This is a genomic window from Mesorhizobium sp. M1322 (genome assembly GCF_040318085.1).
Classification (GTDB): domain Bacteria; phylum Pseudomonadota; class Alphaproteobacteria; order Rhizobiales; family Rhizobiaceae; genus Mesorhizobium.
The window spans coordinates 17,855-44,060 of the sequence record NZ_JAMYLP010000045.1 but is presented as its reverse complement, the minus strand read 5'-3'; the positions used below and the strand labels follow the sequence as shown (position 1 = coordinate 44,060).

General features: G+C 60.3%; 23 protein-coding genes. 8 read left to right on the top strand and 15 right to left on the bottom strand.

Annotated elements, in window-relative coordinates:
• Positions 1-416: 416 nt before the first annotated feature.
• Positions 417-1,478, bottom strand: coding sequence for a hypothetical protein (locus tag NKH12_RS17705; RefSeq protein ID WP_352954314.1), 1,062 nt, complete (start codon positions 1,476-1,478; stop codon positions 417-419).
• A gap of 193 nt (positions 1,479-1,671) precedes the next feature.
• On the opposite strand from NKH12_RS17705, the gene NKH12_RS17700 reads away from it, so the two are divergent.
• Positions 1,672-2,991 carry a hypothetical protein gene (locus tag NKH12_RS17700; RefSeq protein WP_352954313.1) on the top strand — a complete coding sequence of 440 codons (1,320 nt, stop codon included), beginning with the start codon at positions 1,672-1,674 and terminating at the stop codon, positions 2,989-2,991.
• Between the two features lie 22 nt (positions 2,992-3,013).
• Here NKH12_RS17700 and NKH12_RS17695 read toward each other — a convergent pair whose 3' ends face one another.
• Positions 3,014-3,568, bottom strand: a complete 555-nt coding sequence (locus NKH12_RS17695; RefSeq protein ID WP_352954312.1) for a hypothetical protein — start codon at positions 3,566-3,568, stop codon at positions 3,014-3,016.
• Between the two features lie 186 nt (positions 3,569-3,754).
• Between NKH12_RS17695 and NKH12_RS17690 the strand changes: the two genes are divergently transcribed.
• Positions 3,755-4,378: a hypothetical protein gene (locus NKH12_RS17690; RefSeq protein WP_352954311.1), complete on the top strand. Its 624-nt coding sequence runs from the start codon at positions 3,755-3,757 to the stop codon at positions 4,376-4,378.
• Between the two features lie 196 nt (positions 4,379-4,574).
• Here NKH12_RS17690 and NKH12_RS17685 read toward each other — a convergent pair whose 3' ends face one another.
• The 13 genes from NKH12_RS17685 to NKH12_RS17625 form a co-directional block, all read right to left on the bottom strand.
• Positions 4,575-6,488 carry a competence protein CoiA family protein gene (locus NKH12_RS17685; protein WP_352954310.1) on the bottom strand — a complete coding sequence of 638 codons (1,914 nt, stop codon included), beginning with the start codon at positions 6,486-6,488 and terminating at the stop codon, positions 4,575-4,577.
• A gap of 27 nt (positions 6,489-6,515) precedes the next feature.
• On the bottom strand, positions 6,516-6,926 hold the full coding sequence (locus NKH12_RS17680; protein WP_352954309.1) for a hypothetical protein: 411 nt from the start codon (positions 6,924-6,926) through the stop codon (positions 6,516-6,518).
• Positions 6,927-7,270: 344 nt separating this feature from the next.
• On the bottom strand, positions 7,271-7,783 hold the full coding sequence (locus NKH12_RS17675) for a DUF1612 domain-containing protein (protein WP_352954308.1): 513 nt from the start codon (positions 7,781-7,783) through the stop codon (positions 7,271-7,273).
• 83 nt (positions 7,784-7,866) lie between these two features.
• Complete coding sequence (locus NKH12_RS17670; RefSeq protein WP_352954307.1) at positions 7,867-8,391, bottom strand: hypothetical protein; 525 nt, start codon at positions 8,389-8,391, stop codon at positions 7,867-7,869.
• Between the two features lie 397 nt (positions 8,392-8,788).
• Entirely contained in the window at positions 8,789-9,184 is a 396-nt protein-coding gene (locus tag NKH12_RS17665; RefSeq protein ID WP_352954306.1) for a VOC family protein, read from the bottom strand.
• A 93-nt stretch (positions 9,185-9,277) separates the two neighbouring features.
• A complete protein-coding gene (locus NKH12_RS17660; protein WP_352954317.1) occupies positions 9,278-10,273 on the bottom strand; it encodes a glycoside hydrolase family 3 N-terminal domain-containing protein in 996 nt (331 codons plus the stop codon).
• 424 nt (positions 10,274-10,697) lie between these two features.
• Positions 10,698-11,405: a hypothetical protein gene (locus tag NKH12_RS17655; protein ID WP_236377365.1), complete on the bottom strand. Its 708-nt coding sequence runs from the start codon at positions 11,403-11,405 to the stop codon at positions 10,698-10,700.
• Positions 11,406-11,524: 119 nt separating this feature from the next.
• A complete protein-coding gene (locus NKH12_RS17650) occupies positions 11,525-12,688 on the bottom strand; it encodes an MFS transporter (RefSeq protein ID WP_352954305.1) in 1,164 nt (387 codons plus the stop codon).
• Between the two features lie 121 nt (positions 12,689-12,809).
• Positions 12,810-13,898, bottom strand: a complete 1,089-nt coding sequence (locus NKH12_RS17645; RefSeq protein WP_352954304.1) for a Gfo/Idh/MocA family protein — start codon at positions 13,896-13,898, stop codon at positions 12,810-12,812.
• Positions 13,899-13,912: 14 nt separating this feature from the next.
• Positions 13,913-15,079, bottom strand: a complete 1,167-nt coding sequence (locus NKH12_RS17640) for a Gfo/Idh/MocA family protein (RefSeq protein ID WP_352954303.1) — start codon at positions 15,077-15,079, stop codon at positions 13,913-13,915.
• A gap of 23 nt (positions 15,080-15,102) precedes the next feature.
• Complete coding sequence (locus NKH12_RS17635) at positions 15,103-16,611, bottom strand: GMC oxidoreductase (RefSeq protein WP_352954302.1); 1,509 nt, start codon at positions 16,609-16,611, stop codon at positions 15,103-15,105.
• Positions 16,612-16,645: 34 nt separating this feature from the next.
• Entirely contained in the window at positions 16,646-17,956 is a 1,311-nt protein-coding gene (hisD, locus tag NKH12_RS17630) for a histidinol dehydrogenase (protein WP_287237818.1), read from the bottom strand.
• A 90-nt stretch (positions 17,957-18,046) separates the two neighbouring features.
• A complete protein-coding gene (locus NKH12_RS17625) occupies positions 18,047-19,849 on the bottom strand; it encodes a thiamine pyrophosphate-binding protein (RefSeq protein WP_352954301.1) in 1,803 nt (600 codons plus the stop codon).
• Between the two features lie 170 nt (positions 19,850-20,019).
• Here NKH12_RS17625 and NKH12_RS17620 point away from each other — a divergent pair, with 170 nt between their 5' ends.
• The 6 genes from NKH12_RS17620 (at position 20,020) to NKH12_RS17595 (ending at position 26,170) form a co-directional block, all read left to right on the top strand.
• A complete protein-coding gene (locus NKH12_RS17620; protein WP_065010843.1) occupies positions 20,020-20,844 on the top strand; it encodes a helix-turn-helix domain-containing protein in 825 nt (274 codons plus the stop codon).
• Positions 20,845-20,977: 133 nt separating this feature from the next.
• Positions 20,978-21,841, top strand: a complete 864-nt coding sequence (locus NKH12_RS17615) for a sugar phosphate isomerase/epimerase family protein (protein WP_352954300.1) — start codon at positions 20,978-20,980, stop codon at positions 21,839-21,841.
• Between the two features lie 262 nt (positions 21,842-22,103).
• Positions 22,104-22,982 (top strand): ABC transporter permease, encoded by an 879-nt coding sequence (locus NKH12_RS17610; protein WP_352954299.1) that lies wholly within the window; start codon positions 22,104-22,106, stop codon positions 22,980-22,982.
• A gap of 2 nt (positions 22,983-22,984) precedes the next feature.
• A complete protein-coding gene (locus NKH12_RS17605; protein ID WP_352954298.1) occupies positions 22,985-23,788 on the top strand; it encodes an ABC transporter permease in 804 nt (267 codons plus the stop codon).
• Positions 23,785-24,870, top strand: a complete 1,086-nt coding sequence (locus NKH12_RS17600; protein WP_352954297.1) for an ABC transporter ATP-binding protein — start codon at positions 23,785-23,787, stop codon at positions 24,868-24,870. Before NKH12_RS17605 ends, NKH12_RS17600 begins: the two co-directional genes overlap by 4 nt.
• Before the next feature lie 160 nt (positions 24,871-25,030).
• Positions 25,031-26,170: an ABC transporter substrate-binding protein gene (locus NKH12_RS17595; protein ID WP_287362992.1), complete on the top strand. Its 1,140-nt coding sequence runs from the start codon at positions 25,031-25,033 to the stop codon at positions 26,168-26,170.
• Positions 26,171-26,206: the final 36 nt, after the last annotated feature.

Genomic DNA, 26,206 nt, shown 5'->3' with positions numbered 1-26,206 from the left:
GTTTTTTATACTCGACCGGCCTATGGTGGCGCCGGCGGGTCGCCGTCATGGCCGCGCAGCCAGGCCTGCCGGCTAAAACTTACACAATCCCCGAAACTATTTCATCGGTATCTAGTAATGCGGCGTTGCGCCCGCGGGCGCGCGAAAGCAGGCTACTATCACGTAGCTTTTGGAATCGCGTCACCATCTCCGAGTAAAGGCCACTTTCTTGCGCGAGGAGGCTTTCGAGGGATTTCGATTTCATAGCCGTTCTCCAATTGAGTATGTCGTTAACATTCTCAATTGGAAAACTCAAGTGAGAAATCTTTTTCGGAGACCTCATCTCTCTGGCCCATCCCACGAGCATGAAATCGTCGGGTCCAGGAGATTGGACAGATGTGATCTCTGACCACGGCCGCGAAGCCGCCCAATGTGCCTCAAGTCACAACTGCGGGTTCGGATTCCTGAACCTGAAACAACTTATACAACTGGCCTCTCGTGGACTCGTCGCACAAACCAAGGGTATCTTTCAGCGAAATCATGTAGTCGACTTGCTCTTTTGTATGGTCCTTGAGACAATAAATATTAAGCAACTGCTCAGGTGTAAAATACGCATTGAGGTATTGATAAGGATTCAAGTTTTTCGGCACTGCGATTTGCAGCATAATACCCATTGTAGAGAGATGACCAGCAACCGTTCTCGCCTGCAATATTCGATAATAGTCTCGATAAGAGACGTTCTTGTAAATCCCAGTTCGAAATATGATGATGTCAAAGAACCTCTTTGCCATCTTATAATGTTCATTGATCAGATCGATCACCTGCAAATCCCCCTTGGCCTCAATGAACGGCTTGGTCTCTTGTGGCCAATCGTCATTCTTAAGTATTGCATCTTTGTCGAAAGCGATACCGCTAACGACTTCCTTACTATCTCCATGAGTTATCGTGTAATGAGGGCTGGCTATCAAAATCCGGCTATGGTTGTAGCTGTTTCGTAAATGAGAAAAGAACTTAACAATCTGAGAATCGCCAAACACCTCTACTCGTGTTGTGTCATAGTCGGCTTTGATTTCGGGATTCCCTGATAGGAGGTGCCTGTACGCCTGCACCAAGGACACCGCGGCTATGGAGTAGGTATAGACTTCCTTGGTAGCGACACTCAGCGCAAGTTCGAAGTCGCTTGTTTCCATATGATCATGCATCACGCGCGCATGAAATTTTCCGACAATTTCGATAAAAGCCTCTCGGGAGCGCGTGAGAATATCGAAAGCACGTTTCACGTTGTTGAGGTTTTCGACCAGAATTCGTGCTGGATGGAGAGACAAAACGCGCGAGTGAAATTCTTGGGAGCAAAACGCTGCATGGCGAAGAGCTGCCTTGTCCGTCAGTTCGCCATTTTTCTGCCATTGCTTTTGAAGCAGTTCTAGGGACTCCTTTTCCCTATTCTCCTGCTGCTTTCTAAGAATCTGGTCGATGGAACTTAAAAACGGGGATTCCATAATTGACCTCAGAACAGGTGCTAAATTCCCTCATCGTAGAATGCGGTCGGGCGGTGCAGGCGGCCTCCGGCGCACGCCGTCGGCGCTCTGGTCGCGAGGCCGCTAGTCAACGACAAAGTATATGCCGCTTGCAGCAACAGCCAGCGAAATAGCGATGCCTATTGCCATCGCCAAATGTTGGAGTTCTTGATCTATGCGATTCAAACGCTCCGAAGGACTCACTCACTCTGAGAAGGTTCTCGCCGGCCTGTGCGACCACTCTTTTCTGAAGCTGTGGACCTATCCCAATCTTTTCAAGAAGCCCGCCAAAGAGCTCACAGACCTGCTGGTGGTGTTCGGAAGCGACATTCTCCTTTTCTCCGACAAATCGTGCGGCTACCCCAACACCGGCAAACCGGCATTGGATTGGTCACGCTGGTATCGAAGATCCATTTCCGATTCAGCCCATCAGATCGACCAGGCCGAACGCTGGCTGCGCAGCTATCCGGATAGTGTCTTCCTTGATGCTAAATGCGCAACACCGCTTCCTCTCGCGCTACCGTCCGGAGCGGACACGCGAATTCATCGAATCTGTGTTGCGCTCGGCGCCGCCCGGCGGGCACAGACCGACACCGGCAAGCGCGGGCTGGCCGTCTGCCCGTCGGTTCAGAACGACGCCATGCTGTTCACGGTGGGAAACACGGACAGAGCCCGCGGCTGGGTCCACGTATTCGATGAGGAAAGCCTGGCCATCGTGCTTCGCGAGTTGTCGACAATCTCTGACTTCGTTCACTACCTTAACAGCAAAACGGCTCTCTTTGATGGCGGCCAATTCATCAGTGCCGAATCCGAACTCGATGTTATGGCCTACTATCTCTGGAACGATCGAACATTTCCGCCGACGGAGCAGCCTTTCCGCCTCGATCCGAACCTCTGGCCCAAAGTCGAAGCCGATCCTTCTTTCCTTCGCGGTCGCGCAGAAAACAAGGTCAGCTATTTCTGGGATAGGCTCATCGAATATGTCACCGGGCATTATCTTGGAGAGACGCTGGAGTTTGGCAACGAGATGGAGATGGCCGACCATGAGCGGCTGGTCAGGATAATGGCAGGCGAGACAAGGCTCTTTCGCCGTATCCTCTCCAACATGATCCTCCAGCGCGCGGCAGCCGCCCGGAAGCACGCAATAGGAAGTCTTTTGGAATCTGGCCAGCCTGACGTGAACTATGTCCTCTATGTCGGGCGCGGCGATCAGGGCGGCGATCATGCTACCTATCGAGCAGACCGAGCCTGGAACCTAAAAACTCGGTGCATTGCTGCCAAAGCGGTTAAGCCGGAAAAGCGCTACATCGTTGGCATCGGGCTGGATGCCCTCGGGGTTAAAGGATCGTCGGAGGACTTCGTCTTGATCGACACCGAAGATTGGCCTTCCGAAGCAGTAGAAAAAGCCGCGCAGTTGCGGCAGGAATGCGGCTACTTCCTTCCAGGTAAAGTGATCGAGAGCCAGGTACACGTGGACGAATACCCCGATAATTAGGGCATTCACTTGAAACTCTGCTCTATGGCAGCTTGAGAATGAGATCGCCGATTGCCGCCGCGACGCCGTGAAAGTCTAGGCCGCAGAGATAGAGAACGAGCGCGATTCCACCGTATTTTCCGATGGCCTTGCCAAATTCTTTGCCTGCTTCAGCAGTTCCGCTGTCCAGAAAAGTACCGCACAGCCCCAAGGATCGCGTAACAAAGCCATTGGCGGCCCGAGCGAAGGTGTTTTGCCATTCCGTCAGCGTGTCCCTTTCGGGCTCGCCGCTAGACAATATGCCCAGACCGCGCTGGGAGAGCCGGATGGCCTCTTCAATCTCGCTGGCATGAGGAAGAAAATCACTGTTGCTACCTGTCGCCTGAACGTCTTGGCGGAGCAAAGACAGGTCAATGCTTTCAAGCCGTGCGATTGTTTCCCGAACACGTTCGATAATTTCATGTCGCAGATCGGCAACGGCACCATTGGAGTATCCCGAGCCGTCGGAAAAAAAGCTCCCATCGCTATGGGGGATCGAATACCGGCGGCGCTCTGAAGTCTCAGCCCAATAGTCGTCAATGTCGTCAAGGGCGCGCACCTCGACAAGGTCACTATGTGTTCGCCGTCTCATATTCCGGGCCCAGGGCAGTTACGGGATCAGCCATGAGGACATGATATACATGCAAAACGCCATGCCAAAATAGACTTCCTGGCGAGGATCGCGGCTAGCTACAACGTCTCGCATTCGACCAGGTGCGCGCCTGATCGCGCAAGGAGCGTACACGTGCCGACTTGCCACACCTGCGGCGGCGAAATCGAATTTAGGCGCATGGGCGGCCGGCCTACGCCAATTCATGTCGATGGTCGCTGGTGCTCCGGCTATAGCAGCGGCCCAGGCACGGCAGCGGTCAGGCCGTTCGCCACCGTTGTTTCATATGTCAATCCGAACGCGCGTTGCCCGGTCTGCGGCAAACAGGTGTTTTATTACCAGAGCCCCCACGGCGGCCGAGTCTTCTTCGACAATCTGGGTTGGCCATGGCCTAAACATGGCTGCACCGATAATCCGCGATCTCAGCGCGGTGCGGTCGAAACCGTCGCCCAGAATGTCCACACGGCTTTCAAGAACGCTCAAGGCGAACAGCTCGACCTGTACGAGCTGCTTTCGCTTGCTGAAAAGCGCAACATCGTCCAAATGCGCTTCGGCAGGATGAACGAGAACCGAAGCTTCAGCGTGTCATTGCCGCTCGGCCAGCTACGTGAGCACGACATCACGACGGATGACCTCAAAAATGCACCGTCCTTCGTTGTGCGCACATACGAAACACACCGCATCGTCGAATTTATTTCGGGCAGGAAGAAGCGGATCGACACACTCAAGCTGGCGCGATCCAGCAAGGCCTCAGCATGAAAACTGCTTTGCTATCAGCTGGACGGTTCGATCAACGTCCTGACTGAGGCGTGACCGGCAGATTTCGGCGCTCAACAGCGTTCATCGGTCGTCAACACCTCACTTTTGCGGAGACGCGCGGCCCTTTCAGCGGCAGTTCATGCGCCAGCGAGACGCGACGACCGTGGCGTCTTCTCACCTTAAATTGCGAGAACGACTAAGAACGGCGCGCCAACTTTTCCCACTGAGCGAGTTTCGTGCACGCCTTCTGAAACGTACTTTCGTCTTTGACGTATTGCAGGGGGCTCATTCGGCCGAAATCGTCCTCGCGTGCCTTCAGAAACGCAATGGCGTCCTCGTGGGAAAGTCGGCCTTTTGCCAGATCGGCGATCTTATCGTGATATTTCGCCTTCTCCGCCGCGGCCTCGGCCTCCCGTCGGCGCTGCCTAACAAAGGTCGACAGAGCCTCCCGCGCGCGGGTCAATCCGGCGTCGCTATCCTCCGCCAATTCCACGGGCGACATGTCGTTCATGTCCGCGCGTTTGGTGTTCAGGAACGCATCGAGCTCCGGACCGCTCAAGTCCTTTTCCACATCGACGCAAAACCGGTCGCGTCGCGATTGACGGTTGCGGATCGCCTCTTGGAGCTGCTTCTCGCGACGCCCTTCCGCTTGCTTGGCCATCTGGACTTTGCGGCGGGCGATTGCAGCCTCGACCGGTAACCCCAATGTCGCTGGGGGTAGCGGCCCCTGCCCTTTCAGCATCGCTCCAATCTTCTCGACCTGCCCCACGATCTTCGGCGACTCGATATCCGACAGAAGCGCCTTACGATACGGCAAACCGGATTCCTGGTGGATCGATTGCAACCACACCTCGCCCGTCATGCCTGCACGTTCATTGTCGGGAAGCTCGCCAAGGATCCACTCCACATCCTGCACCGCCGCGTGCATGGCAGCGGTCCTCTCCTTTTCAGCTAGGGTCCGCGCGCTCCATGGTTTGGCGAACGTCACGGCAAGCGCGACATCGTAACCTTGTTGAACCAGGACACCCTCGCCGAGCAGATATTTCAGATAATTGTCGACCGCCTTCCAAGCCGGGGCGAAGCGGGCATCGATCGCGGTGACGTCCTCAGCCACGTCGCTGGACACACGGAGAAAAGGCTTCTGGATCAGACGGCGCTTTTCCAAATGGTTGGCGATCGGCACGGATTTGCACAAAGCGTTGCCGAGGCAGCGATCGTGAAAGATCTCAGCCAGGATGATCGCTTGCCATACCGCAGGTCGTTCCGAAAAGCAGGCGAAGCCCGCGACTTCGTAGCCGATGTACTCCAAAAGACCGATCGCTTGAAGTTCGGCCTGACGCGGTATGGCAATGTCTCGGCCGACAGGTTTCGCCAACGCCTGTCTGTATGCTGACGCGGTTTCCTCGACCCGGGTTCGGTGCTTTGCCGCCGCGGCGGCCAGAAGCCTGTCCTGTTCCTTCTGCCATGCGATTTCATCTGCTTCCTGCTGAGCGCGCGCGGCCTCGATGCCGGGATGATAAAGCCAATGACGCCGTGCGGTTTTCAGCACCGCTTCGGCGATGGCATCCCTTAGCGAGTCACGCGGAAGCTTGGAGAGATCGATTTCGACGGCCGGAATCTTGTGTTCCCTGATGCGCTGGATCTTGGCGTCGTCCGCGAAATGAGTGACCGCAACCTCGACGAACAAGTCATAGCCGAGAGCACGCACATAGAGATCGGGAATGATCGTCTTGGGATCGGTGTACTCGAGCCGAAGGAATTCAGTTTGCACCTCTCGCGTAGGCTTCGTCACAACGCGCTTGTTATTGAGCCCAGGCCGCTCGGGCAGCACCATCGTCGGGCTGCTGCGAAACGCTTCCTTGGCCAGCAAATGAAGGACCGTCTCAGGACCGCCCCCACATGCCTCGCCGCCATGGTGGGCGAAATGAGGCACCTGCTGATCGTCCTTCAGTCGGGCCACGATTTGACCATCGCAAGCAGGGCAAACACAGCCGCAAGCAAGACCGCGCGTGACCTCGCCTATATGGGCCAATGTTCCGTCGGGGCGCTTCCCATAGACGAGTCGCGCTCGGTCGGTGCCATAGGACTTCTGCGCTTGATCGTGATCCATACTTGCGACCTGGTGGCGTTTCACCGATCAAATGGGTTCAAGTTCCGCCACGAACGCCGGCATCGCCTCGGCTATACGGTTGTAGGCGAGTTCAAATAAGCCGAGCGAGCCGAGCAGCGCAATGGCGATCATGTCACCCGCGCCCTTCGTGTCTCCCAATCCGCGGCCGAATTCCGTCACATACCGTGTTGGGTCTTGCTTCGAATAGAGGCCAGCGGCACCGGCCCAATTGGGATGCGCGATCTCGCTCAAGCTGTCGTAGCTGGCACGCACCCCCGGCACCGCCTTGTTCATCCGGTCGATGCAGCTCAGGATTTGCATGGCCTGTGGCCCATCCGGCCTGTCCCTCGAGCCCGCGAGCAGCCGCATCAACACATCGTTTAGCGCCTGCGGCGAATGGGTATGCCTGGCATTGAGAATCTCCCACATCTTCCACATAAAAGCGGCGTTTTCGGTAAGCGCAGGGTCAACAGAGCGGCAACGCTCAGATCCTCCCGTTCAAGCGCATCGCATGCATTGCGCGCCAGCTCTTCGCTCCGCCAGATCAATGCTTCGCGTGCACAAAGCAATTGGAATGGTGCTTTGGAGCGGACGCCCAAAGCTGCGGCATCGATGGACGACGGCAGACTCTCGCGCAGCCTGGTCGCAGCTTCGCGCGCCTCAACAATCTCTGCAGAAACCATGTTTGGAGCGGCCTCAATTTTCCTGCCTCATCTTATCTGAGTCCCGCCGATCGGCGAAATTCGGCCAACCGAGGCGCGCGAAGCGAACCCGTGGCTTGGTCACACACCCCCCAAGCCTGGAACCGCTTTCTTCCAGTGATTTTCTGGCAAATTCAATTCGCCGACGAGATCCAGCGCACCCTGCCGGCTAACGTCCAGTTCTTTCTGGACCATAGCCGTCGACACCAACGGCCGCGCCAGCACCAAGTCTATCAGACGGGGCAATTTCGAGCTCGTCCGCCGCGACCGCAAGCGCCGCTCCAGCTGCGTGCGGGCGAGCAACAGCCGGTCATGCTCCTTCAGCCCGGCCGACGCCGTCGCGTGGATGGTCTCGAGCACGGCGAGCAGCCGCACGACTTTGTCGTGGGCGCGCCGCCGCTCACGCGGAATTTTTTGCGCGCCGACATGGAGGCCGATCAGGTGGTGGGCGGTCGTGCCTGTCTGCCGCAGCAGTGCCCCGACCAGCAGCGGCCCGAGCCATGGCGCGTGTTGCAAGACCTCGATCTCGGTCCAGGCGTCGATGAGCAACGCGACGCGAAGCACAGTAGGCAGGTCTTTAGTTGCCTGCAGCACAGCCTGCCACTCGGCCAGCCGTTCGTCCTCGTCCCAATCGAGATCGTAGACCAGTGTCGGCCGATTCTCCGCGATCGGCCTTTTTAGACCGGCCTCGATGCCGCGAGCACGTTTGTCGAGCGGGCGAGCAATGCATCGATTTCGGCGAATTCTTGCGCCAACGCGTCCTGCTCGGCCGACGACTCGCCCTCATCGACGCCCTCCTCAGAAGACGAGGTCCTCTCCCCGTCCCGGCCTTTTTGCGCCGGCCCCGCCGCCGCGCCGCCGCGGCCAGTCAGCGCCAAATGCCCGTCGCGACCGAGCGCCCAGGCCGGCTTGTTCGACAAAATTTGGCGGCGGGCGCGCAGGACCGCATGCGCCCGGGTGAGCTCGTGGGTCGGGGTGCGGATGTCCATGTGGGCGTCGTGCAGGACGAGGTCTTCGACATGGACGAGCTCGCCCGCGAGCCAGAGGGCGGCGGCCGCGTCGGCGAAGTGCTGGCGCTCGACGAAGCCGTCGCGGACGGGCGAGCGGGCCAGCCGCTCGTCGAGCCGCGCCAAGGCTTCGGTCGCGCGGGAAACCGGCCCGATCAGGGTTTTCAGGGGCAATTCGCCGATGTCGTAAGCCATTGTTTTCATGATGGCTGATTCGCGATAGTCAAGCTATCTCGATGTTAGGTTGACTTGCTGGGAGATCTTCTCTGGCACCGTCTAACTATCGATAATCACCTCTTGTCGATACTTAGATAATACCATCGGACAATTCGATTATTGTTTTGCCGTTTCTTTTGATACCCACCCGTCAAAAAACAAGAGTGCGTTTTCGACCATCGCCTTGGGGCGCTTCTTTCGCAGTATACGCGCAAACAGGGAACCCAGTCTGGCTCTTCACCCGCAGCAACGAAGTAGGTAGCGCCGATCTGGGAAAGGCGTAGCGCTCTCCCGTTCCTAAAATTCTATCTGAATTTTCTTACTAAATGTCGGCGACGTGTAGGGGCCCGCGATTTGCGCTGCCGAAACACAGCAGTCAGGACGTGATCTCGACCAGCGAGCCATCCAGCGTTCGTGCGACCGCTTCATAGAAGCCATCTCCGGTCATGCGCGGCTGCGAGACTAGCAAACCGTCTTCATCAAGTCGCCTGGCTAGGGCGTCTACCGCTTCATGTGAACCGACGGAGACAGCGATATGCGCCCAGCCCGGGACTTCCGCGCCAGCGCGCGTGATGTCTTCGGGAACCCACGGACCGGTCATCAATTCGATGGATGGCCCACCGTCCAATTCCACGAAGCGAGATGCGAAGCCTGGGCGTCGTCGACTTTCATACCGCTCACCGATCGTGGCGTCGAAATAGCGTGACCAGAAATCGGCGGATGTTTCCAGATCAGCGGTCCAAAGTGCAGCATGTGCTATCTTCACACTCATGGGATTGCCAACCATGTCGACGATCTGGACCGGAACGTTTCGAACACATTTGAACTGTTACGTCCGGTCATCACGACGATCGAGAACGGTCTATTAGACGCCCAGGGCATCGCTGTTGGTTTCCACATTTCGTATCGCATCGGCCAACCGGTGTTCAGGCAAATTTCCTGATCGGACGGCCGCGACGATGTGCATGGCAACCTCGTTTGCCCTGCCCGCCGGAAGAAGGATGAGGTCGGCACCCGCGTTCACGGCGGCGACTGCGGTTTCGCTATCAGAGAGGCCTCGCAGCATTCCAACAGCATCGATATCGTCACTGACGACGATGCCGGTAAAACCAAAATCGTGGCGCAGCATATCGATGGTTTTCTTCGAGCGAGAGGACGGAAAGTCCGAATCGACGGCGGGTACCAGCGCCGGGCCGGTCATGATTGCGCGGACGCCCGCTTGGATCGCCGAGCGGAAAACGTCAAATCCCGGGAGCAGATCTTCTGCTGTCCCTCGAACATCCGCGAGTTCGATTGCCGGGTCGCCGGTGATGTCATGGTGGCCGGGAAAGTGTTTGGCTGTCGCCACGACGCCGGCACTCTGAATGCCACTGATGAATGCCCTCGTGATGCGGGCGACCTGACGCGCATCTGAGTCAAGGGTTCGTCCATGCAGCCAGGGATTGCGACCAGTGAGGACATCGACCACGGGACCGAGGAACATTCCGACCCCTAGTTCCCTGGCCTTCCGGCCAATGACGTGCGCCCGTTGGCGAATTGTCTCATCCGGCATCGAGAGCAGTTCCGCCCGACCGCCAAGTCTTGGCGCCAGTCCATGCAGACGTTCGATTCCGGTTGGCTCCTGATCGAGCGCGATTAGCACCCTGTTGGCGCGGGTGGCCACTTCGTCAGCCAGACGGCGGAAATCCTCCGCTCGTTCTGAGGCGCGTCTGGCATCGCTCATTCGACGCGAAACATATTCGGCCCGTGTCTCGCCGAGCAGCAGAGATCGGCCACCTTCGTCGAAGTAGCGCTTCAAATCATCAGTCAACTCCAGACTGTCGATAGCAGGAAGGAGGACCGCGCGCGCGTTGCGTTCCATACTGTCCACGGTCCTGTCCTTTGCAAATGTGTTCGAGCCAGAGAATTGGCCGCGGCCGATGCGGATGAGAATGCTTCGGCTCGGGTATCACGATCGTCTGATGTTCTGCCCGACCCGTACTGCGGCCGCTTCCCGCGCCTATTCCGCGTCAACGGGCGCTTCGCAAAGTTGCTCGCTATACGCATGGGATACTTCAGAATAGGCCACGCACTTAATTCTGGATAACTCGACGTTCTCCTGGCTTGTGCGCATTATAAAAGCCACGATTTTTCCGCCGAAAAAATACGATCCCATCGACGACAATAGTATCAGGCCCGCCAGAGCTGGGATTGAAATTGAAGGCCTTTTTCGGGTTTGATTCAACATTGGCTTTTCCATGCAACATGGGCTCCATCTTGCCGCTTCAGTCGCCCAAACAGAGCATCTAGGGAATCGGGTGCAACTCGATAGCCAACCAGATCGAGTCGGTGTCCGCATAATAGCGATGCCACGGATACTCCCACCGGTTCTTGCCGGCGACGCGGCAGAATGGGTCATGCGTGTAACCAACCGGCATCATGATATCCTCATAGAGCGCGGACTGCTCCCGCTCATGGAATTTCTGCATGCGGCCGAGGCCATGGATCTGGGTATGCACCTCGAGGAACGGGTGCTCATTGTGGATGAAGCAGTCGGTTTCTCCCGGCGACCACCAAAGGTTCAGCTTCAGCTCGAACTCCTGATTTGCCGCGACGGCGGGGTTCTCGTTGGTAAATGCGAAAGGATTGGTCGTCACGGTGCCGATCGTATCCTGCGCCGAGATGTAAAGTGGCGTGTCGCGCGGAAAGCTCTTGATCCGGTTGCCAAGCCAGTCCCAGCCGCGCAGGGCGACGCCGCCGAGGTTGGTAGTCTTGTTCATCTTCAGCACTGCCGCACGCTCCGCGCTGACGATCTTCGCACCCTTCAGCGTGGTCGACTTCCAGGCTGGCACGATGCCGGGCACGGCCGATCCCGACGTCACCATCGGCTTTGGCGAAAGGTTGACGACCACACCGTCCTCGACGGCGAAGTCGCGCGCATTGTCGACCAATGCCGCCGAGATGAAATCATCGGCAAAAGCCAGATTGCGACACGCGTTCTCTTGATAAGCCATCAGCATCCTGATTCCGTTCGTCCAACTCTGGCGTATGGAACCACGCTCCAAATCGCCGTTCAATTTCGCGGCAAGCGTATTACCGGCGCAGAAGTAAGCAAATTATGCGCCAGTTTGCGTCAAGTTGACCTATATGGACGGGTCGCGGCGGCACCCAGTGTGATGACGGCGAAGGCGACGAACACGACCCACAGACTGGCGCGCAGCGAGGTTGCCTGTGCCAGCATGCCGATGAAGGCCGGGCCGACGAGCAGGCCAGCATAGCCGAGTGCAGCGACCAACGACATGGCCGAGCCTGCTGCATGGCCGCCGATCCGGCCGGCTGCGGCAAACAGCAACGGCACTACGTTGGCGATGCCGAAGCCGCACAAGATGAGCGCCAGGAAGATGACCGGCACCGTCGAGATGCCAAGGATCACCGCCAGCGCAAGAGCACTTGCCGCGGCGCCGAGCCGCAACAGCCGTGCCGGCCCAAACGCATTGGCCATCGCGTCGCCGACCACGCGACCGACCGCCATCATGCCGGCAAAAACCGCAAAGCCGAAGGCGCCCGTGCTCTCCGACGCACCGGCATTGCCGACCAAATAGACGGCTGTCCAGTCCATCAGCGCCCCTTCCGAAAACAGCGCCAGGAACGCAATCACACCAACGAGCAACAGCCGTCGCCGCTGGACGGGATCGAGCCGAGCCGAGCCTTCGTTCGACCTCTTGCGGACTGATATGTGCGGCTCGCTCAGCCAACAACCGGCTGCGCCGAATAGGATCACGCCCATTCCCGTGACGCCGAGGCACGCCTGCACATTGCCGCCAGCAGATAGAATCACTCCACAGACGCCTGCGCCCCCCAAATTGCCGACACTGAACAATGCGTGGAAGGACGACATGATATGGCGGCCGACGCGTCGCTCCAGGAAGGCGGCGTCCGTATTCATCAACACGTCGAGCGCTCCGAACGAGGCGCCCGCGAAGGCGACGACGAGCCCCAACGAGGTCACGCTCGGCGCATGCGGTGCAACGATCAACGCCAACCCGAAGCCGGTACAGGCGATAAGGCATAGGGTGCGCGTGCCGAACCGCGGCACCAGCCGGCCGACATTGGTCATGGTCAGGATGGCGCCGGCCGCGAAGCAGAGCAGCACGAAGCCTAGCGTGCCCTTGTCGATCTGCAGTTCCGCACTGATGGACGGCAGGCTCGCGGCCCACGCGCCGATACCAATGCCGCCCGCAAGAAAAACCATGAAGGAGGCATGGCGTGACGGCGGCTTTTTCTCGGCGGTGATCATTGGAATCCTGCTTGCCGTCGGGCCGGCTGGTGGTTGGCGGCATGGTCTGTGGATGAGAGGCTGGCCGGTCGGTAGATGCACCTGCGATGGGCCGATCATCACCCCTCGCCGGGATCGAAGCCTACTCGTGACGTTTGACGGCGGCCGCCCTGCCGGTCGCGGCAGCCTTTCCCACGGCTTCAGCGCCGGCGAGCGCCGCCAGCCCGTCGCGTCCGGTGGCACGAGGGCTGCCAGTCCCGGCGATGGCGTTCAGGAATTGCTCGACCGTATCCGCGTAGAGATCGTTGGCCCGCAGCGGGATCGATTCGTTGCGCCCATTCACCCGCCGCGTTAGCGTTCCCGTGGAACGCTGCGCCAGTGTGCCGGCCGCTATCAGCGCCCCTTCCGAGCCGAGCGCCACGACCTGGCTTTCCACGTCGGGCGTGACGAAGCTCTCATGCACCTGGACGAAGGTACCGCCGCTCATCTTCAGGGCGTACATCGCATGATCGTGGACGGTGTTGGAACTGAGCGCCACGCCCGCGCCCAACGCGACCGCCGTCACCGGCGTCTGCTCCAGCAGGAACGAAGCCAGGTCTATGTCGTGGACGCTGAGATCAAGGTAGATGCCGCCCTCGGCCGCGTCCTTGATCCGCCACGATTGCAGAACGGGTCTGAGATAGCCGGCATGGACGATCATCAGCGAACGGACGGCACCTATCTCGCCGGCCGCGATCATCCGCTGCATCGTCTGGTGCACCGGTGACGACCGTAGATGGTGGTTGACGGCAAGCACCACGCCGGCCTTCTCGCAGGCACGCACCATCTTAAGGGCATCTGCCGAGCGGGTGGCCAGCGGTTTGTCGCACAGCACATGTTTGCCGGCTGCCGCTGCGGCCAGCACTTGATATCGGTGCTGCGTGTTGATTGAGCTGATGTAGACCGCGCCGATCCGCCGGTCGTCGAGCAACGTGTCGAGATCGGAGCATGAGTCCGCAATGTCGAGGTCGCGCGCGAAGGCGGCGGCGCGCGCGCCGTCATGGCTCATCACGCTCAGGGGCCGGCCACCGCTGCGGCGGATCGCGTCGACCATGTATTCGCGCGCGATGGTGCTGGCGCCGATGAGACCCCAGCCGAAGCCGTCGAGGACCTCAACGGCGACCGTCAGGGCGCGCGGCATGGCCGTGGCCAAACCGGTATGGATGGAGTTCTTCGCTTTGCGCGGGGCCATTGGAACACTTCCAGTCAGGCGATTGAGACCCATTGGCGAAGCCGCGAGGAATCGAGGCAGGCGTCGACGATCTGGGTGATGTGGTGGCCGCTCTCGAAGGTCGGCCACATTTGCTCGCCGGTGACGATGGAGCGCACCACCTCGGCGATCTCGATCTGCTTGGATTCATTGTAGCCGAGCGCAAAATTGGCGATCGGCAGGAACGCGGCATAGGTGGCGTTCTCCGGCCCGACATCGATCTCGCGAAAACCCCGTCGGCCGACGACGTCGTCGTTGGTGTAGAAGCGCAGCCGGTTTACCTCGTCGTAGTCATAGGCGATGCTGCCCCTGGTGCCGTAGATCTCATAAGTCTGTTTGAACTTGCGGCCGGTCGCGACGCGGCTGAAATCGACGATGCCCATTGCGCCGTTCTTGAAACGGCAGAGCAGGTTCGTGGCGTCGGTGTTGGTCACTTCGGCCATGTCCTCATTGCCGGTAAGCTCGGCGCCGCTGCCATAGTTGAACCCGGCAACGACGGGGCGCTTGTGCGTGACGATCGCGCAATCGGCGATCAGTTCGGACACCCGCCCCACCAGCCGCTCCATGAAAGAAAAGACGTGGCTGCCGGTATCGCCGACGATGCCCGTCGGCGCGAGCTTGCCGTCCGCGCGCCACATGAAGGGTGCGTTCGGATCGCCCAGCACATCGACATGCTGGCACGCCCTGAACAGCTTGATGTCCCCGATCTCGCCGGAATCGATAATGTCCTTGGCAACGTCGTGGATCGGGTTGCGCGGGAACGCGTGGCCTACGCGCGTGATGACACCCTTCTCAGCCGCGATGTCGGCGAGCTCGCGCGCCTCGGTCGCCGTATTGGCAAGCGGCTTTTCGCAATAGACATGCTTTCCCTGGAGAAGCGCCGCTTTGGCGACCTCGTGGTGCAGACTGTCGGGAAGGCAGATATCGACCAACTCAACTGACGAATCGGCCACCGCTGCGCGCCAGTCGGTCGACAGTTTCGCATTCGGGACCAGCTTGCCGGCCTTCTCCAGCGCCTGCTCGCTTCCGTCGACCAGCCAGGCAATTTCGGCCGTACCTTTGTCCGAGCCAAAGACGAACGGTATGTTCCGGTAGGACATGGTGTGGACCTTGCCCATCCAGCCGCAGGCGCCCAGGACGGCTACTTTCACGGATCTACTCATTGGTCCTCTCCTGTCCACTCGAACTACTGGACCAGCTCGGCGCGCAGCTTTGATGCAGCGCGCAGTGTTACGGCGACGATCGTCAGCGCCGGATTCACCGCGGCCGAGGTCGGCAGCACGCTTGCATCCATGATGTAAAGGTTCTTGACGTCATGCGATCGGCAATGCGTATCGACGACCGAGGTCGCGCCATCAGTGCCCATCTTGGCTGTGCCGCACTGATGCGATGGCGTACGACGATCGAAAGCGCGCGACAGCACGATCGGAAATCCGGCCGCCTTGAACACGCCGCGCACCCGCTCGACCAGCGTCCTGTGACCGAGCATGTTGGAGCGCTGCCAGTCGACCACGATCGCCGACCCGTCAACCATGACCCGGCTTTCCTGATTGGGCAGGTCCTCGCTCATCACGTACCAGTCGAAGGAATACCGGGCGATCAGCCCCGTAACGAACTCCGGCACGCTGGGCATGTTGGCCTTGAAAATCGGTCCCGATATCTTGCCGAGCAGTTGCACGTTGCCGAGCGGAAAGCCGGTCTTGGAATCGTGCAGATAAAAGTCGTTGAAGCCGAAGGTCTTGGAATGGACCGCGGTGTTGCGCAGGCGTGGATCGAGCGTGATCATTGCGGTGCAGTTGTGGTTCATGAAGTTGCGGCCGACCTGGTCGGAGCCGTTGGCGAGACCGTTCGGATGCTGCCCGTTCGCCGAGCGCAGCAGGAGCGCCGCGGAATTGACCGCACCTGCCGCCAGGATAAAGCGGTTGGCGCGCACCGGCACGTCCTGCCCCTTGTGACGGATCATTGCTTGCGTGATCGTCCTGCCCGAGACGTCCGTGTCGAGGCGCAGCACCTCCGCGCCGGTCAAGAGTGCGACATTGTCGTGCACGAGTGCCGCCGCGAGCGGACCGGTTTCCGCGTCAATCTTCCCGGTAAAAGTGTCGGGGAAGGCATCCCACGGGGTCAGTGCGCGCTTCAGCCACGCGACATGATCGATCGCGATCGGCAGCGAACTTGGATGGATGCCGATCTTCCTCAGCCGCTGGCGGGCCTTGCCGATCGAGGGCTCGTCCGGAACGGCCGGAAAATCGTAGCGGGTCGAATGCAGCGGTTCTGTCGGATCGTCGCCCAGTTTGCCGCGGACGCAAAACAGCCGCTCGGCCTGGCCATACCACGGTTCGATCTCGTCATAGGAAAACGGCCAGCCCGGCGTCGAGCCCTCCATGTGCTGCTGCGGGGCGAAATCCTCCGCGCGGTTGCGGTACATGATCGCGCCATAGAATTTTGAATTGCCGCCGACATTGTAGAAATTGCCGGGGCTGAACGGCGTCCGCGTGCCGTCGAGCCAGGATTCCTTGGTGCGGAAATGCTTCCGCTGGAAGATCGCGCGCTCGTCGCGCGTCTCGGGCGTATCCTGAAGCTGCTCGCCGCGTTCGAGGATGAGGATGCGCGCTCCCGTGTCGGCAAGCACGGACGCAGCCGTCGCGCCGCCGATGCCCGATCCGATGATGACGATGTCAGCGGAAAGCTCTGTCACTGCGCATGCCTCGTGGGTGCTCGCCGCATGTTGGTTACGCCGCCTCGACCGCCTGCCCATACCCGACGTTCTTGCGCGCGAAGCGGCGTACCCGCACATTTGCCTGCTCGGCATGACCGGCGAAGCCTTCCATGATGCAAAGCCTGGAGCAGCGCTCGCCAATCATTGCCGAAGCCTCGTCAGTCACGATCCTCTGATACGTGCAGGTTTTCAGGAACTTGCCGACCCAGAGGCCGCCCGTATAGCGCGCTGCTGTCTTGGTCGGCAGCGTGTGATTGGTGCCAATTACCTTGTCGCCGTAAGCCACGGTCGTGCGATGGCCGAGGAACAGCGCGCCGTAGTTGGTCATGTTGGCGAGGAAGTAATCGGGATCTGCGGTCATCACCTGGACATGCTCGGAAGCCATGCGGTCGGCCTCTTCGACCATCTCTTCCAGCGTGTCGCAGACGATCACCTCACCGCAGTCTTCCCAGGCCTTGCCGGCAATGGCCGCGGTCGGCAGGATCTTCAGCAGCCGCTCGATCTCGCGCATTGTGTCACGGGCGAGCTTTTCGGAATTGGTCAAAAGCACCGCCGGCGAATTCACGCCGTGCTCGGCCTGGCCGAGCAGATCGGTGGCGCACAATTCACCGTCTGCCGTGTCGTCAGCGATGACCAGTGTTTCAGTCGGCCCGGCGAAAAGGTCAATGCCCACCTGACCGAACAGGAGACGCTTGGCCTCCGCGACATAGGCGTTGCCTGGTCCGGCCAGCATGTCGACCGGCTTGATGGTCTCGGTGCCATAGGCCATGGCGCCGATCGCCTGGACCCCGCCCATGCAGTAGATCTCGTCGGCGCCGGCAAGATGCTGCGCGGCGACGATCAGCGGTGCCGGGCGGCCCTTGAACGGCGGCGCACAGGTGATGACGCGGTCGCAACCGGCGACTCTCGCGGTCAGAACCGACATGTGCGCGGAGGCCAGAAGCGGATACTGTCCACCAGGTACGTAGCAGCCGACATTTTCGATCGGGATGTGTCGATGCCCGAGGATCACGCCGGGCAGCGTCTCTACCTCGATGTCGAGCAGGGAATCGCGTTGCGCTTGCGCGAAGTTGCGCACCTGGTCCTGCGCGAAGCCGATGTCGTCACGCTCCCGAGTCGTAAGGCTGTCGACACAGGCTCGGATCTCGGCTTCCGTGAGTTGGTAGGACGGCCGGTCAAGCCCGTCGAATTTCTTCGACAGTTCCCGAACCGCCGCATCGCCGCGTACCGCGACATCCGCCAGTAGCGCCTCCACGGTCGCGGTCAGCTTCGCGTCCTGCGCAAATCCCGTAGCAGCCTTGGACGATTTCAGCCGTCTGATCATGTCTGGACCTTTTGGCGAGGCGTTTCATTGCCCCTCATTCGAGGGTGAGGCCGGAGCGGCGCGTTTCAGAGGGCAACAGCTTTTGCGAAATCACATATGCTGTTCGAGTTCGCGGCCGGCGGCGTATTCCGCCTGCTCCTTCTCGTAGTAGGCGGGCGACGGGAAATCCCACCAGCCGGTGACGAACGGCCCAGCCGCATCGCGTGAGGTGGTCACCTCGACCAGCGCCGGCGCGTTGGAATCGAGCGCCGCCTTCAGCGTCTTCTCGAGGTCGGCCGAGTCCTCGACCTTCCAGGCTTCGATGCCGAAGTTCTTGGCCACTTCGGCAATGTTGGCGGTGTATGGCTCGCCGTTGCCCTTGTGGTGATTGAACTCGCTGCCGACATGGCGGCCCAACAACTTGCGCTGGCCGCCGCGGATCGACATATAGCCGCGGTTGTTCTGGACCAGGAACACGGCAGGGATGTCGTTCATGACAGCTGTGCCCATTTCCGGCAGTGACATCATGAAATCGCCGTCGCCGACCACTGCAACTACTTGGCGGTCAGGCTGGGCGAGCTTTGCGCCGAGTGCCGCCGGCACCGCCCATCCCATCGGCGAGAACGAACCCGAAGTGAGGTGCGTTCGCGGTTCATAGACCGGAAAGGTCTGCTTGACCGCGCCCTGCGTATTGCCCGACCCGGCCAAGATGATGCCCGAGCGGTCCATCACCTTGCGCAGCGCGCCGAGCGGCCGCTGCGACGTGAAGGGGCTTTCATTCGAGTCGCGGCGCGGCGCCAGCATCTCTTCCCATTCCGCCTTGGCCTTGCGAATATCGGCATGGAAGCGGTCACGCCGGCCGAGCGCGCGGCTCGACTGCTGGTCCGAGATCAGCGCCAGCATCGCCTCGAGCGTCGCGCGGGCATCGGCGACGATGCCGACTTCGGTCGGATAATTCTTGCCGATCTCATGATGATCGAGATCGATATGGATGAGCTTGCCCGGAGGGATGGAGAAGGACGCGCCCTTGCGGTAGCTCGACGCCGACCAGTCGGTGAAGCGGCAGCCGACCGACATGACGACATCGGCGCTGGCAGTGATCTGATTGCCGCAGGCTGTGCCGGTCTGACCGACGGCGCCGATCGACAGCGGGTGATCCTCGGGGAAGGCGCCCTTGCCATTCCAGGTCGAGGAGACGGCCGCCCCGACCTTCTCGGCCAGCGCAAGCAGCGCCTCCGAGGCATTGGAGCTGATTGCGCCACCGCCCGCGATGATGACCGGCCGCCCTGCCGAGAGCAGCAACGCTGCCGCCCTCTCGACAGCAATAGGATCGGGATAGGCCACGCCGATCGCCATGCGCGAAGCGAGCGGATGGATGGTGACGTCGGCCGCTTCGGTCTGAAGGTCCATTGGCACTTCTACATGCACCGGTCCGGGACGGCCCGACAGCATTGTGTTGAAGGCACGGTGCATGATGAACGGCAGTTCATCGACGCGGCCCGCCTTGTACACGCGCTTTGTCACCTGCTCGGTGATGCGCGGGAATGCGTTCTCCTGCTGGCGCTCCAGCTCCTGCATGACGCCATGGCCCTTCATGTGCGTCGCCGGACCGCCGGAAACATAGAAGGCCGGAATGGAGTCGGTGTAGCAGGTTGCCAAGCCGATGATGGTGTTGGTCGCGCCCGGCCCGATCGAGGTCGAGCACGCCATCGGCTTGCCCGAAGCCCGAAAATAGCCGTCGGCCATGTGCACGGCGCTCTGCTCGTGCATGACCTGGATGAACGGAATCTGCGAGCCTGACTCCAGAAATGCGTCGAACAACGACCAGATGCCGTGGCCGGGAACGCCGGCGACATATTCGACGCCGTACTCCTTCAGCGCTCGTGCTACAATTTGTCCGCCTGTCAAGTTCATGGGTTCCACCTCGTTTTCGCGTGGCCGGCGGGTCGATGGCTCGGCACCCGGCAGCAGGATCGAGGCAGAGTTTCAGGAAATTGTCATTGACGCACAATTTCGCAGACACTTGAATATTGACGCGACATGACGCAACATATGCGACATGTGACTTAAAGTGGGCGAGTTCGATGGAACACGACGAAAACCAGGTGGCCCACTTCTCGGCCAACCTGCGCCTGCTCTGCGAGCGTCACGGCTCGATCTCCGCCGTTTGCCGGAAGATCAATCTTAACCGTCAGCAATTCAACAAATATCTTTCTGGGCTGCACATGCCCTCGCCGCAGAACCTGCGGCTGATCGCCAATTACTTCGGCCTGAGCGTGCCGATCCTGTTTTCGCAGCCGGACGAGTTCCGCACTCTCGTGGAGGGAAATTTTTTCCACGCGATGGAAAATGTGCGCCGTTCGCCCGAGCTCAACAAATTCGTCGAAGCGATGATCGTCGAATCGAGCGGCGACCAGAAAGAGGTGCTGGGCGTCTGGGACCGCTACCAGTACTCGTCGATCTACAAGGGGTTCGTCCTGCGGTCGGCGTTCTGCATCTACAAGAACAACCAGTTCCTGCAGCACTACTATATCGAGCGGTTTCCGAGCTACGACGATCCGACGAAGACGGAATATGTTTTCAAATATTACGGCTTCGTCTTTCCGGTCGCCGGCCGACTTTTCACCGCCGACTTCGAAGGCATTCAGCGTAACGAGCTCACCTTCGGCGTCTATGCGCCGGTCAAACGCAGCTCATCAAAATTCATGTTCGGCATTGCCACAGGCATCGCGGCCACCATGTTCCGCCAGCCTTATTCGACCAAGGTGGCGCTGCACTACCGGGGACCTGGGTTGCTCAAGCGCGAGCACCTCGACGCACTGACCGTGCTCGACCGTGGCGACCCCTCAATCCCGCGCGAGGCCTTGCAATTTCTTGGCGATGGCTCCGAAATGATCCAGCTCGGCTGACGCAATCCGACGCGGCCGAAGCGTCAAACACGCTCGCCAAAGCGTTCGCCACGAAATTGCGGGAGCGTGCGCGGCCGTGTCAAATGGCGCGGTCCGGCTGAGCGCCGAACGGCCGGTCAGAAGGAGCGCGATTTTGGTAGCCACCGTCAACTCGACCATGATGCCGTTTTCCAACGTGGCGCACCTGCCATTCGAGGAAAAGCTGCGCGCCACGCGGTTGGCTGGATTCGGCGAACTTTCGCTGATGCCCCTGGAGGTCGAGCGCCTGCTGGAAGGTGGCATGAGTTTTGCCGAGATGAGGTCCCGCGCGGCCGACCAGGGCGTCTCGATCACCCGGCTCGATCCGCTCAACACCTGGCCGCGCATCTGGCGGCCCGACAACATGGACGAAGCCTATATCCGCTCTGTCGACACGACGCCGGATGAGTTCTTTCGGCTGATCGATGGGCTGGGTTGCACGCATATGAGCCTGAATGCCACATTCCCGTTGAATGCGATGTCGATCGACGAGATCACCCAGCACTACGCCGCCATCTGCCGTCGCGCCGCAATGTACGGGGTAACCTGCGACCTCGAATTCATCCCACTGTGGGGTGTGCCGGCGCTTGAGATGGCCTGGCAAATCGTCAGCGCAGCGGACCAGCCGAATTCGGGGCTGGTCTTCGATGTCTGGCATTTCGTCCGGAGCCGCTCGAAGCTCGATACCCTTCGCCAGATTCCCAGCGGCATGATCCACTGCCTGCAGCTGAACGACGGGCCGCTCGACCTTCCGGCCGGCATCTCGATCAAGGATGACTGCTACAACAGGCTCTTTCCGGGGGACGGCGACTTTCCCAACGTGGAGATCATCCGGATCCTGGCCGAGGGCGGCGGCCTCAACCAGGTCGGGCCGGAGGTCTTCTCCCCGATGCTTGCGACCATGTCGACCGAAGCGGTCGCGGCCAAATCCGCGGCCTCGATCGCTGCCGCTTTCGATGCGGCCGGCGTGAACGCCTGACGGCTTCCCTCTCCCGAGAGCTGACGCCTCGATTGGAAGCGATACTTAGCGCATCGTGCGCAACATCGCTTCACGAAACCCTGTCGTGCGAAATTGTTAACCGGCACGAAACTGCGGACTATCACCTGGCAAGAGCAGGCGACGGATCGATCTGACGACCTGCCGACGGGAACCACGAAGGCGTCGTTGATCGGCGCGGACAGTGTCGGACGGGGCCGGCTCGGATGGGCGGGCGATGGACGAAGCCTTGGGAGTGCTGCGAATGAGCCTTTCACGCACGAGGACGGGAGCATTGCTGGCCACGCCGGCGATACTCTACATGCTCGTCTTCTTCGTCGTGCCAAGCCTGATCCTGTTCGCCTACAGTTTCTGGTCGTCTGCGTCCTATCGGATCGTGCCGGACTTCCAGTTCGAGAACTATCTCGGCTCGCTGGCCTCGCCGGTCTTCTGGAAGGTCACCTCCAACGCCATCCGCATCGGTCTCTTCACCGCCACGGTCACGCTGATCCTGTCGATCCCGGTCGGCTACTATCTGGTCTATGTCAGCCGTTCGCAGACCATCCTCTATCTCATCCTTATAACGTGGTTCTCGAGCTATCTGGTGCGCATTTACGCTTGGCGCACGCTGCTCGGCACGAGTGGCGTGCTCAACACTGTGCTCCTCCAGCTCGGTGTTATCGATCACCCGGTCTCGGCTTTCCTGTTCAGCCCCTTCGCGGTGACGATCACCCTGGTCCATATATACCTGCCGTTCTGCATCCTGCTGGTCGTGTCCTCGCTGAGCGAGATCAAGCGCGACTTGGTCGATGCGGCGCGTGACCTGGGCACCTCGTCAGTCGGCGCATTCTTCAAGGTCATCGCGCCCAACGCGGCCAACGGCCTGGTCGGTGCCTTCATGCTGACCTTCATCCTTGTTGCGGGCGACTATGTGACACCGCAGATGCTGGGTGGCTCTTCGGGACAGACCACTGGCCTCCTGATCGCTGATCAGTTCCGCAAGACTGGCAACTGGCCGCTCGGCGCGGCGCAGGCTTTCCTGATGTTCGGTGTCTCGATCATCCTCTACGTCGTCATCACCGTGCTTGGCCGCGCCACCGGCCTGATCGTCAAGCGGCGAGCGAAAACCGAGCGGGAGATCTGACTGTGCTGCTGCGGATCATCGTCTGGGCCATCCTGGCCTTCCTGCTCGCGCCGCTGTTGATTATCGTGCTGTTCTCATTCCACGCGTCGCCGTCGCTGTCCTTCCCCTTCGCGGGATTTTCGCTGCGTTGGTACGAGGAGCTGTTCGGCAATGCGCAACTGGCCTCTGCGGTCATCAAGAGCCTGACGATCGCTCTACTCACCGCGCTGGTGACCCTGCTGCTTGGCGCCACGGCGTCGCTGGCCTGGCTGCGCTTCGGCCGCGCCGGCCGCGGCATGATCGAGGCGCTGACGATCACGCCGATCGCCCTGCCCGGCCTGTTCGTTGGCGTTTCGCTGCTTGTACTCTTCGCCCAGTCGGGCACCCAGCTCTCGACCGCCACGATCGTGATCGCTCATGTCGTCATCGCGATCCCGATCCTGATTGTGGCGATGAAGGCGCGACTGGCGCTGTTTGACCCCTCGCTGGAGGAGGCCGCGCGTGATCTTGGCGCCTCGCAGATGCAGACCTTTGCCCGCGTTACCCTGCCGTTGATCGCGCCGACCCTGATTGCATCCTCGATCCTGGCCTTCGCCGTGTCTTTCGATGAGTTCGTGGTCACCTCCTTCGTCGCCGGCACTGAAACGACCCTGCCCATGTACATCTGGTCGATGATGCGCCGCACGGTGACGCCGCTGGTCAATGCCATTTCGACACTCGCCCTCTTCTTCTCGATCGCAATCCTGGTTGCTTCCTGGCTGATCGGTCAGGCCCGTCGGCGCTCTGCGATTGCCGGCCGCCTCGAACAGTTGGAACCTTTGCCATGACCAATCCCAAGACGATCATCGATATCCGCGATGGCAAGAAAGTCTTCGGCAGTTTTACCGCGTTGACTGACATCAATCTCTCGATCCGCCAGGGTGAGATCCTGACGCTGCTCGGACCTTCCGGCTGCGGCAAGACCACGTTGATGCGCTTGATCGCCGGCTTCGAGACGCTGACCTCGGGCGCCATCAGCATCGACGGAAGCGATTGCGCCGGCACGCCGCCGGAACGCCGTCCGGTGAACATGGTTTTCCAGCGCTATGCACTCTTTCCTCATCTCGATGTCTTCGAAAACGTGGCCTTCGGCCTGAAGGTCAAGGGCATGCCCAGGGCCGACGTCAAGGAGCGGGTGAACCGCATGCTGCACATCGTGCAGCTGGACAATTTCGCCAGCCGCTACATCGACGAGATCAGCGGCGGCCAGAGCCAGCGCGTGGCGCTGGCGCGTGCCCTGGTCAACGGCCCCAAGGTGCTCCTGCTGGACGAACCGCTGGCCGCGCTCGACCTGAAGATCCGCCAGCACATGCTGGCCGAGATGAAGCGCATCCATACCGAGACAGGAGCCACCTTCGTCTATGTCACCCATGACCAGGACGAGGCGATGATCCTGTCGGACCGCGTCGTCTTGATGGAAAAGGGTCGCCTCGTGCAGATCGACCGGCCCGAGGACATGTATGCCAGGCCGAAATCGCTGTTTGCCGCGAAATTCCTTGGGGAAACCAACCTGTTCGATGCGACTGTCACCGCAGTGAACGGCATCGGCACCACCGCGGTCACGCCGGCCGGCATCCCCTTCCTCGGCGCCGAGACTGCGGATCGCCACGTATCGGAACGCATTACTGTTTCCATCCGCCCGGAATCCTTGAGTTTCCATGGTGGCGAAACGGCAGCCCAATCGGCCGAAGGTACTGTTGAAGATGTCGTCTTCATCGGCAGCCGCTCGTTCTACACTGTGCGTCTCGACGACCAGTCCCCGGTCCGCATCCAGGTGCAGCGTAACGGTCGCCTCGCTTTGCCGTCGATTGGCGACCGTACCCGCGTCTACTGGGACTCGGCCAACGTCGTCATGCTCCCGCATACCTGATGCGGCGCCAGAACTTGTGCATCTCCGGCGAGGTGCTTTCGCACACTGACGCACACAGCGCGCCATGAAGCGCCGGCATTCGGCACCATGCGAAATTGTTTCTTGCGAGCGCAGCCAACACAATCAAGCTCTTAACGGATCTCAAAAGGGGAATTCGACAATGAGAAAAATCTGGTCCACCGACGAAATCATGCAATTCGCAACAAGCCGCCGGTCTTTTCTTGGCGGCGCAACGGCGCTTGCCGGCGGCGCGATGCTCGCGCCGTTCATTCCCAATCTGGCGCATGCGGGCTCAGGCGATCTCCAGATCATGGCCTGGGAAGGCTGGGAACTGACCGACGAGCTTGCCGACTGGATTTCCAAGAACAACCTCAACGTCGAGGTCTCGGCGATGGGCAACCAGGACGACGTCACCACGAAGTTCAGCGTGCCGAATCCACCGCCTTTCGACGCTGCCGAATACAACCAGGGCTATGCCGACCTTTATCTCGATGTGCTGAAGATCACCAAGCCGCTCGACAAGTCCAAGCTGCCGAACTACAGCGCCGACAACCTTTTCGACGTCTTCTACGACAAGCCGACCTGGTTCCGTAACGGCGAACTGCACGGCGTACCCTACGCCTGGGGCCTGAACACCATCGTCTACAATCCGAAGATGATGGAAAAACCGACCTCCTATGAGGATCTCCTGAAGCCGGAACTGAAGGGGAAGATCGTGCTGGTCGACGACACGCTGGTTACCTGGCCGGTCGCGGCGGTGCTGGCGGGCTTCAAGACCTTTCCGAACCTCACCAAGGACGAGATGGCCAAGACCTTCGAGCACCTGAAGCTCTATCGCGATCAGGCCCGCACCATCAGCCTGACCTATGGCGACGTCGTGTCGCTGATGGTGTCCGGCGAGGTCGCTGCCTGCTTCGCCGGCTGGACCGGCATCCCGACCGAGACCGCAAAGCAGAATGTCGAGACGATCTATACCATCCCCAAGGAAGGCGCCGCGACCTGGTGCGACGCCTGGTTCATGCCGCCTGGCGCCGACAACGAGGAAGCTGCCTACGAGTTCTTCAACCAGGCGATTTCACCGGAGGTGCAGGCCAAGGTCGTCACCCGAAATGCGGCCGGTGTCGTCTCGTCGAAAGCGGTCGACCTGCTGCCGCCCGAGACCAAGGCGCTGTTCGACTATTCCGACGTCGAAGGCATCTTCAAGGCCGCGCCGCTTCTCGGCATTCCGCCGCTCGAGTCGAACCAGTATGCGACGTATGCCGACTGGGTCGCCGCCTGGAACGAATTCAAAGCAGGCTGACCACACCCAACCAGAGCGAGGCGCATCCTCCCAGCG

Bases quoted from the DNA above. Each gene is read 5' to 3' on its own strand.
- NKH12_RS17705 (WP_352954314.1), bottom strand. From the start codon at position 1,478: ATGGAATCCCCGTTTTTAAGTTCCATCGACCAGATTCTTAGAAAGCAG.
- NKH12_RS17700 (WP_352954313.1), top strand. From the start codon at position 1,672: ATGCGATTCAAACGCTCCGAAGGACTCACTCACTCTGAGAAGGTTCTC.
- NKH12_RS17685 (WP_352954310.1), bottom strand. From the start codon at position 6,488: ATGGATCACGATCAAGCGCAGAAGTCCTATGGCACCGACCGAGCGCGA.
- NKH12_RS17680 (WP_352954309.1), bottom strand. From the start codon at position 6,926: ATGTGGAAGATGTGGGAGATTCTCAATGCCAGGCATACCCATTCGCCG.
- NKH12_RS17670 (WP_352954307.1), bottom strand. From the start codon at position 8,391: ATGGCTTACGACATCGGCGAATTGCCCCTGAAAACCCTGATCGGGCCG.
- NKH12_RS17665 (WP_352954306.1), bottom strand. From the start codon at position 9,184: ATGAGTGTGAAGATAGCACATGCTGCACTTTGGACCGCTGATCTGGAA.
- NKH12_RS17660 (WP_352954317.1), bottom strand. From the start codon at position 10,273: ATGGAACGCAACGCGCGCGCGGTCCTCCTTCCTGCTATCGACAGTCTG.
- NKH12_RS17655 (WP_236377365.1), bottom strand. From the start codon at position 11,405: ATGGCTTATCAAGAGAACGCGTGTCGCAATCTGGCTTTTGCCGATGAT.
- NKH12_RS17650 (WP_352954305.1), bottom strand. From the start codon at position 12,688: ATGATCACCGCCGAGAAAAAGCCGCCGTCACGCCATGCCTCCTTCATG.
- NKH12_RS17645 (WP_352954304.1), bottom strand. From the start codon at position 13,898: ATGGCCCCGCGCAAAGCGAAGAACTCCATCCATACCGGTTTGGCCACG.
- NKH12_RS17640 (WP_352954303.1), bottom strand. From the start codon at position 15,079: ATGAGTAGATCCGTGAAAGTAGCCGTCCTGGGCGCCTGCGGCTGGATG.
- hisD (WP_287237818.1), bottom strand. From the start codon at position 17,956: ATGATCAGACGGCTGAAATCGTCCAAGGCTGCTACGGGATTTGCGCAG.
- NKH12_RS17625 (WP_352954301.1), bottom strand. From the start codon at position 19,849: ATGAACTTGACAGGCGGACAAATTGTAGCACGAGCGCTGAAGGAGTAC.
- NKH12_RS17620 (WP_065010843.1), top strand. From the start codon at position 20,020: ATGGAACACGACGAAAACCAGGTGGCCCACTTCTCGGCCAACCTGCGC.
- NKH12_RS17610 (WP_352954299.1), top strand. From the start codon at position 22,104: ATGAGCCTTTCACGCACGAGGACGGGAGCATTGCTGGCCACGCCGGCG.
- NKH12_RS17600 (WP_352954297.1), top strand. From the start codon at position 23,785: ATGACCAATCCCAAGACGATCATCGATATCCGCGATGGCAAGAAAGTC.
- NKH12_RS17595 (WP_287362992.1), top strand. From the start codon at position 25,031: ATGAGAAAAATCTGGTCCACCGACGAAATCATGCAATTCGCAACAAGC.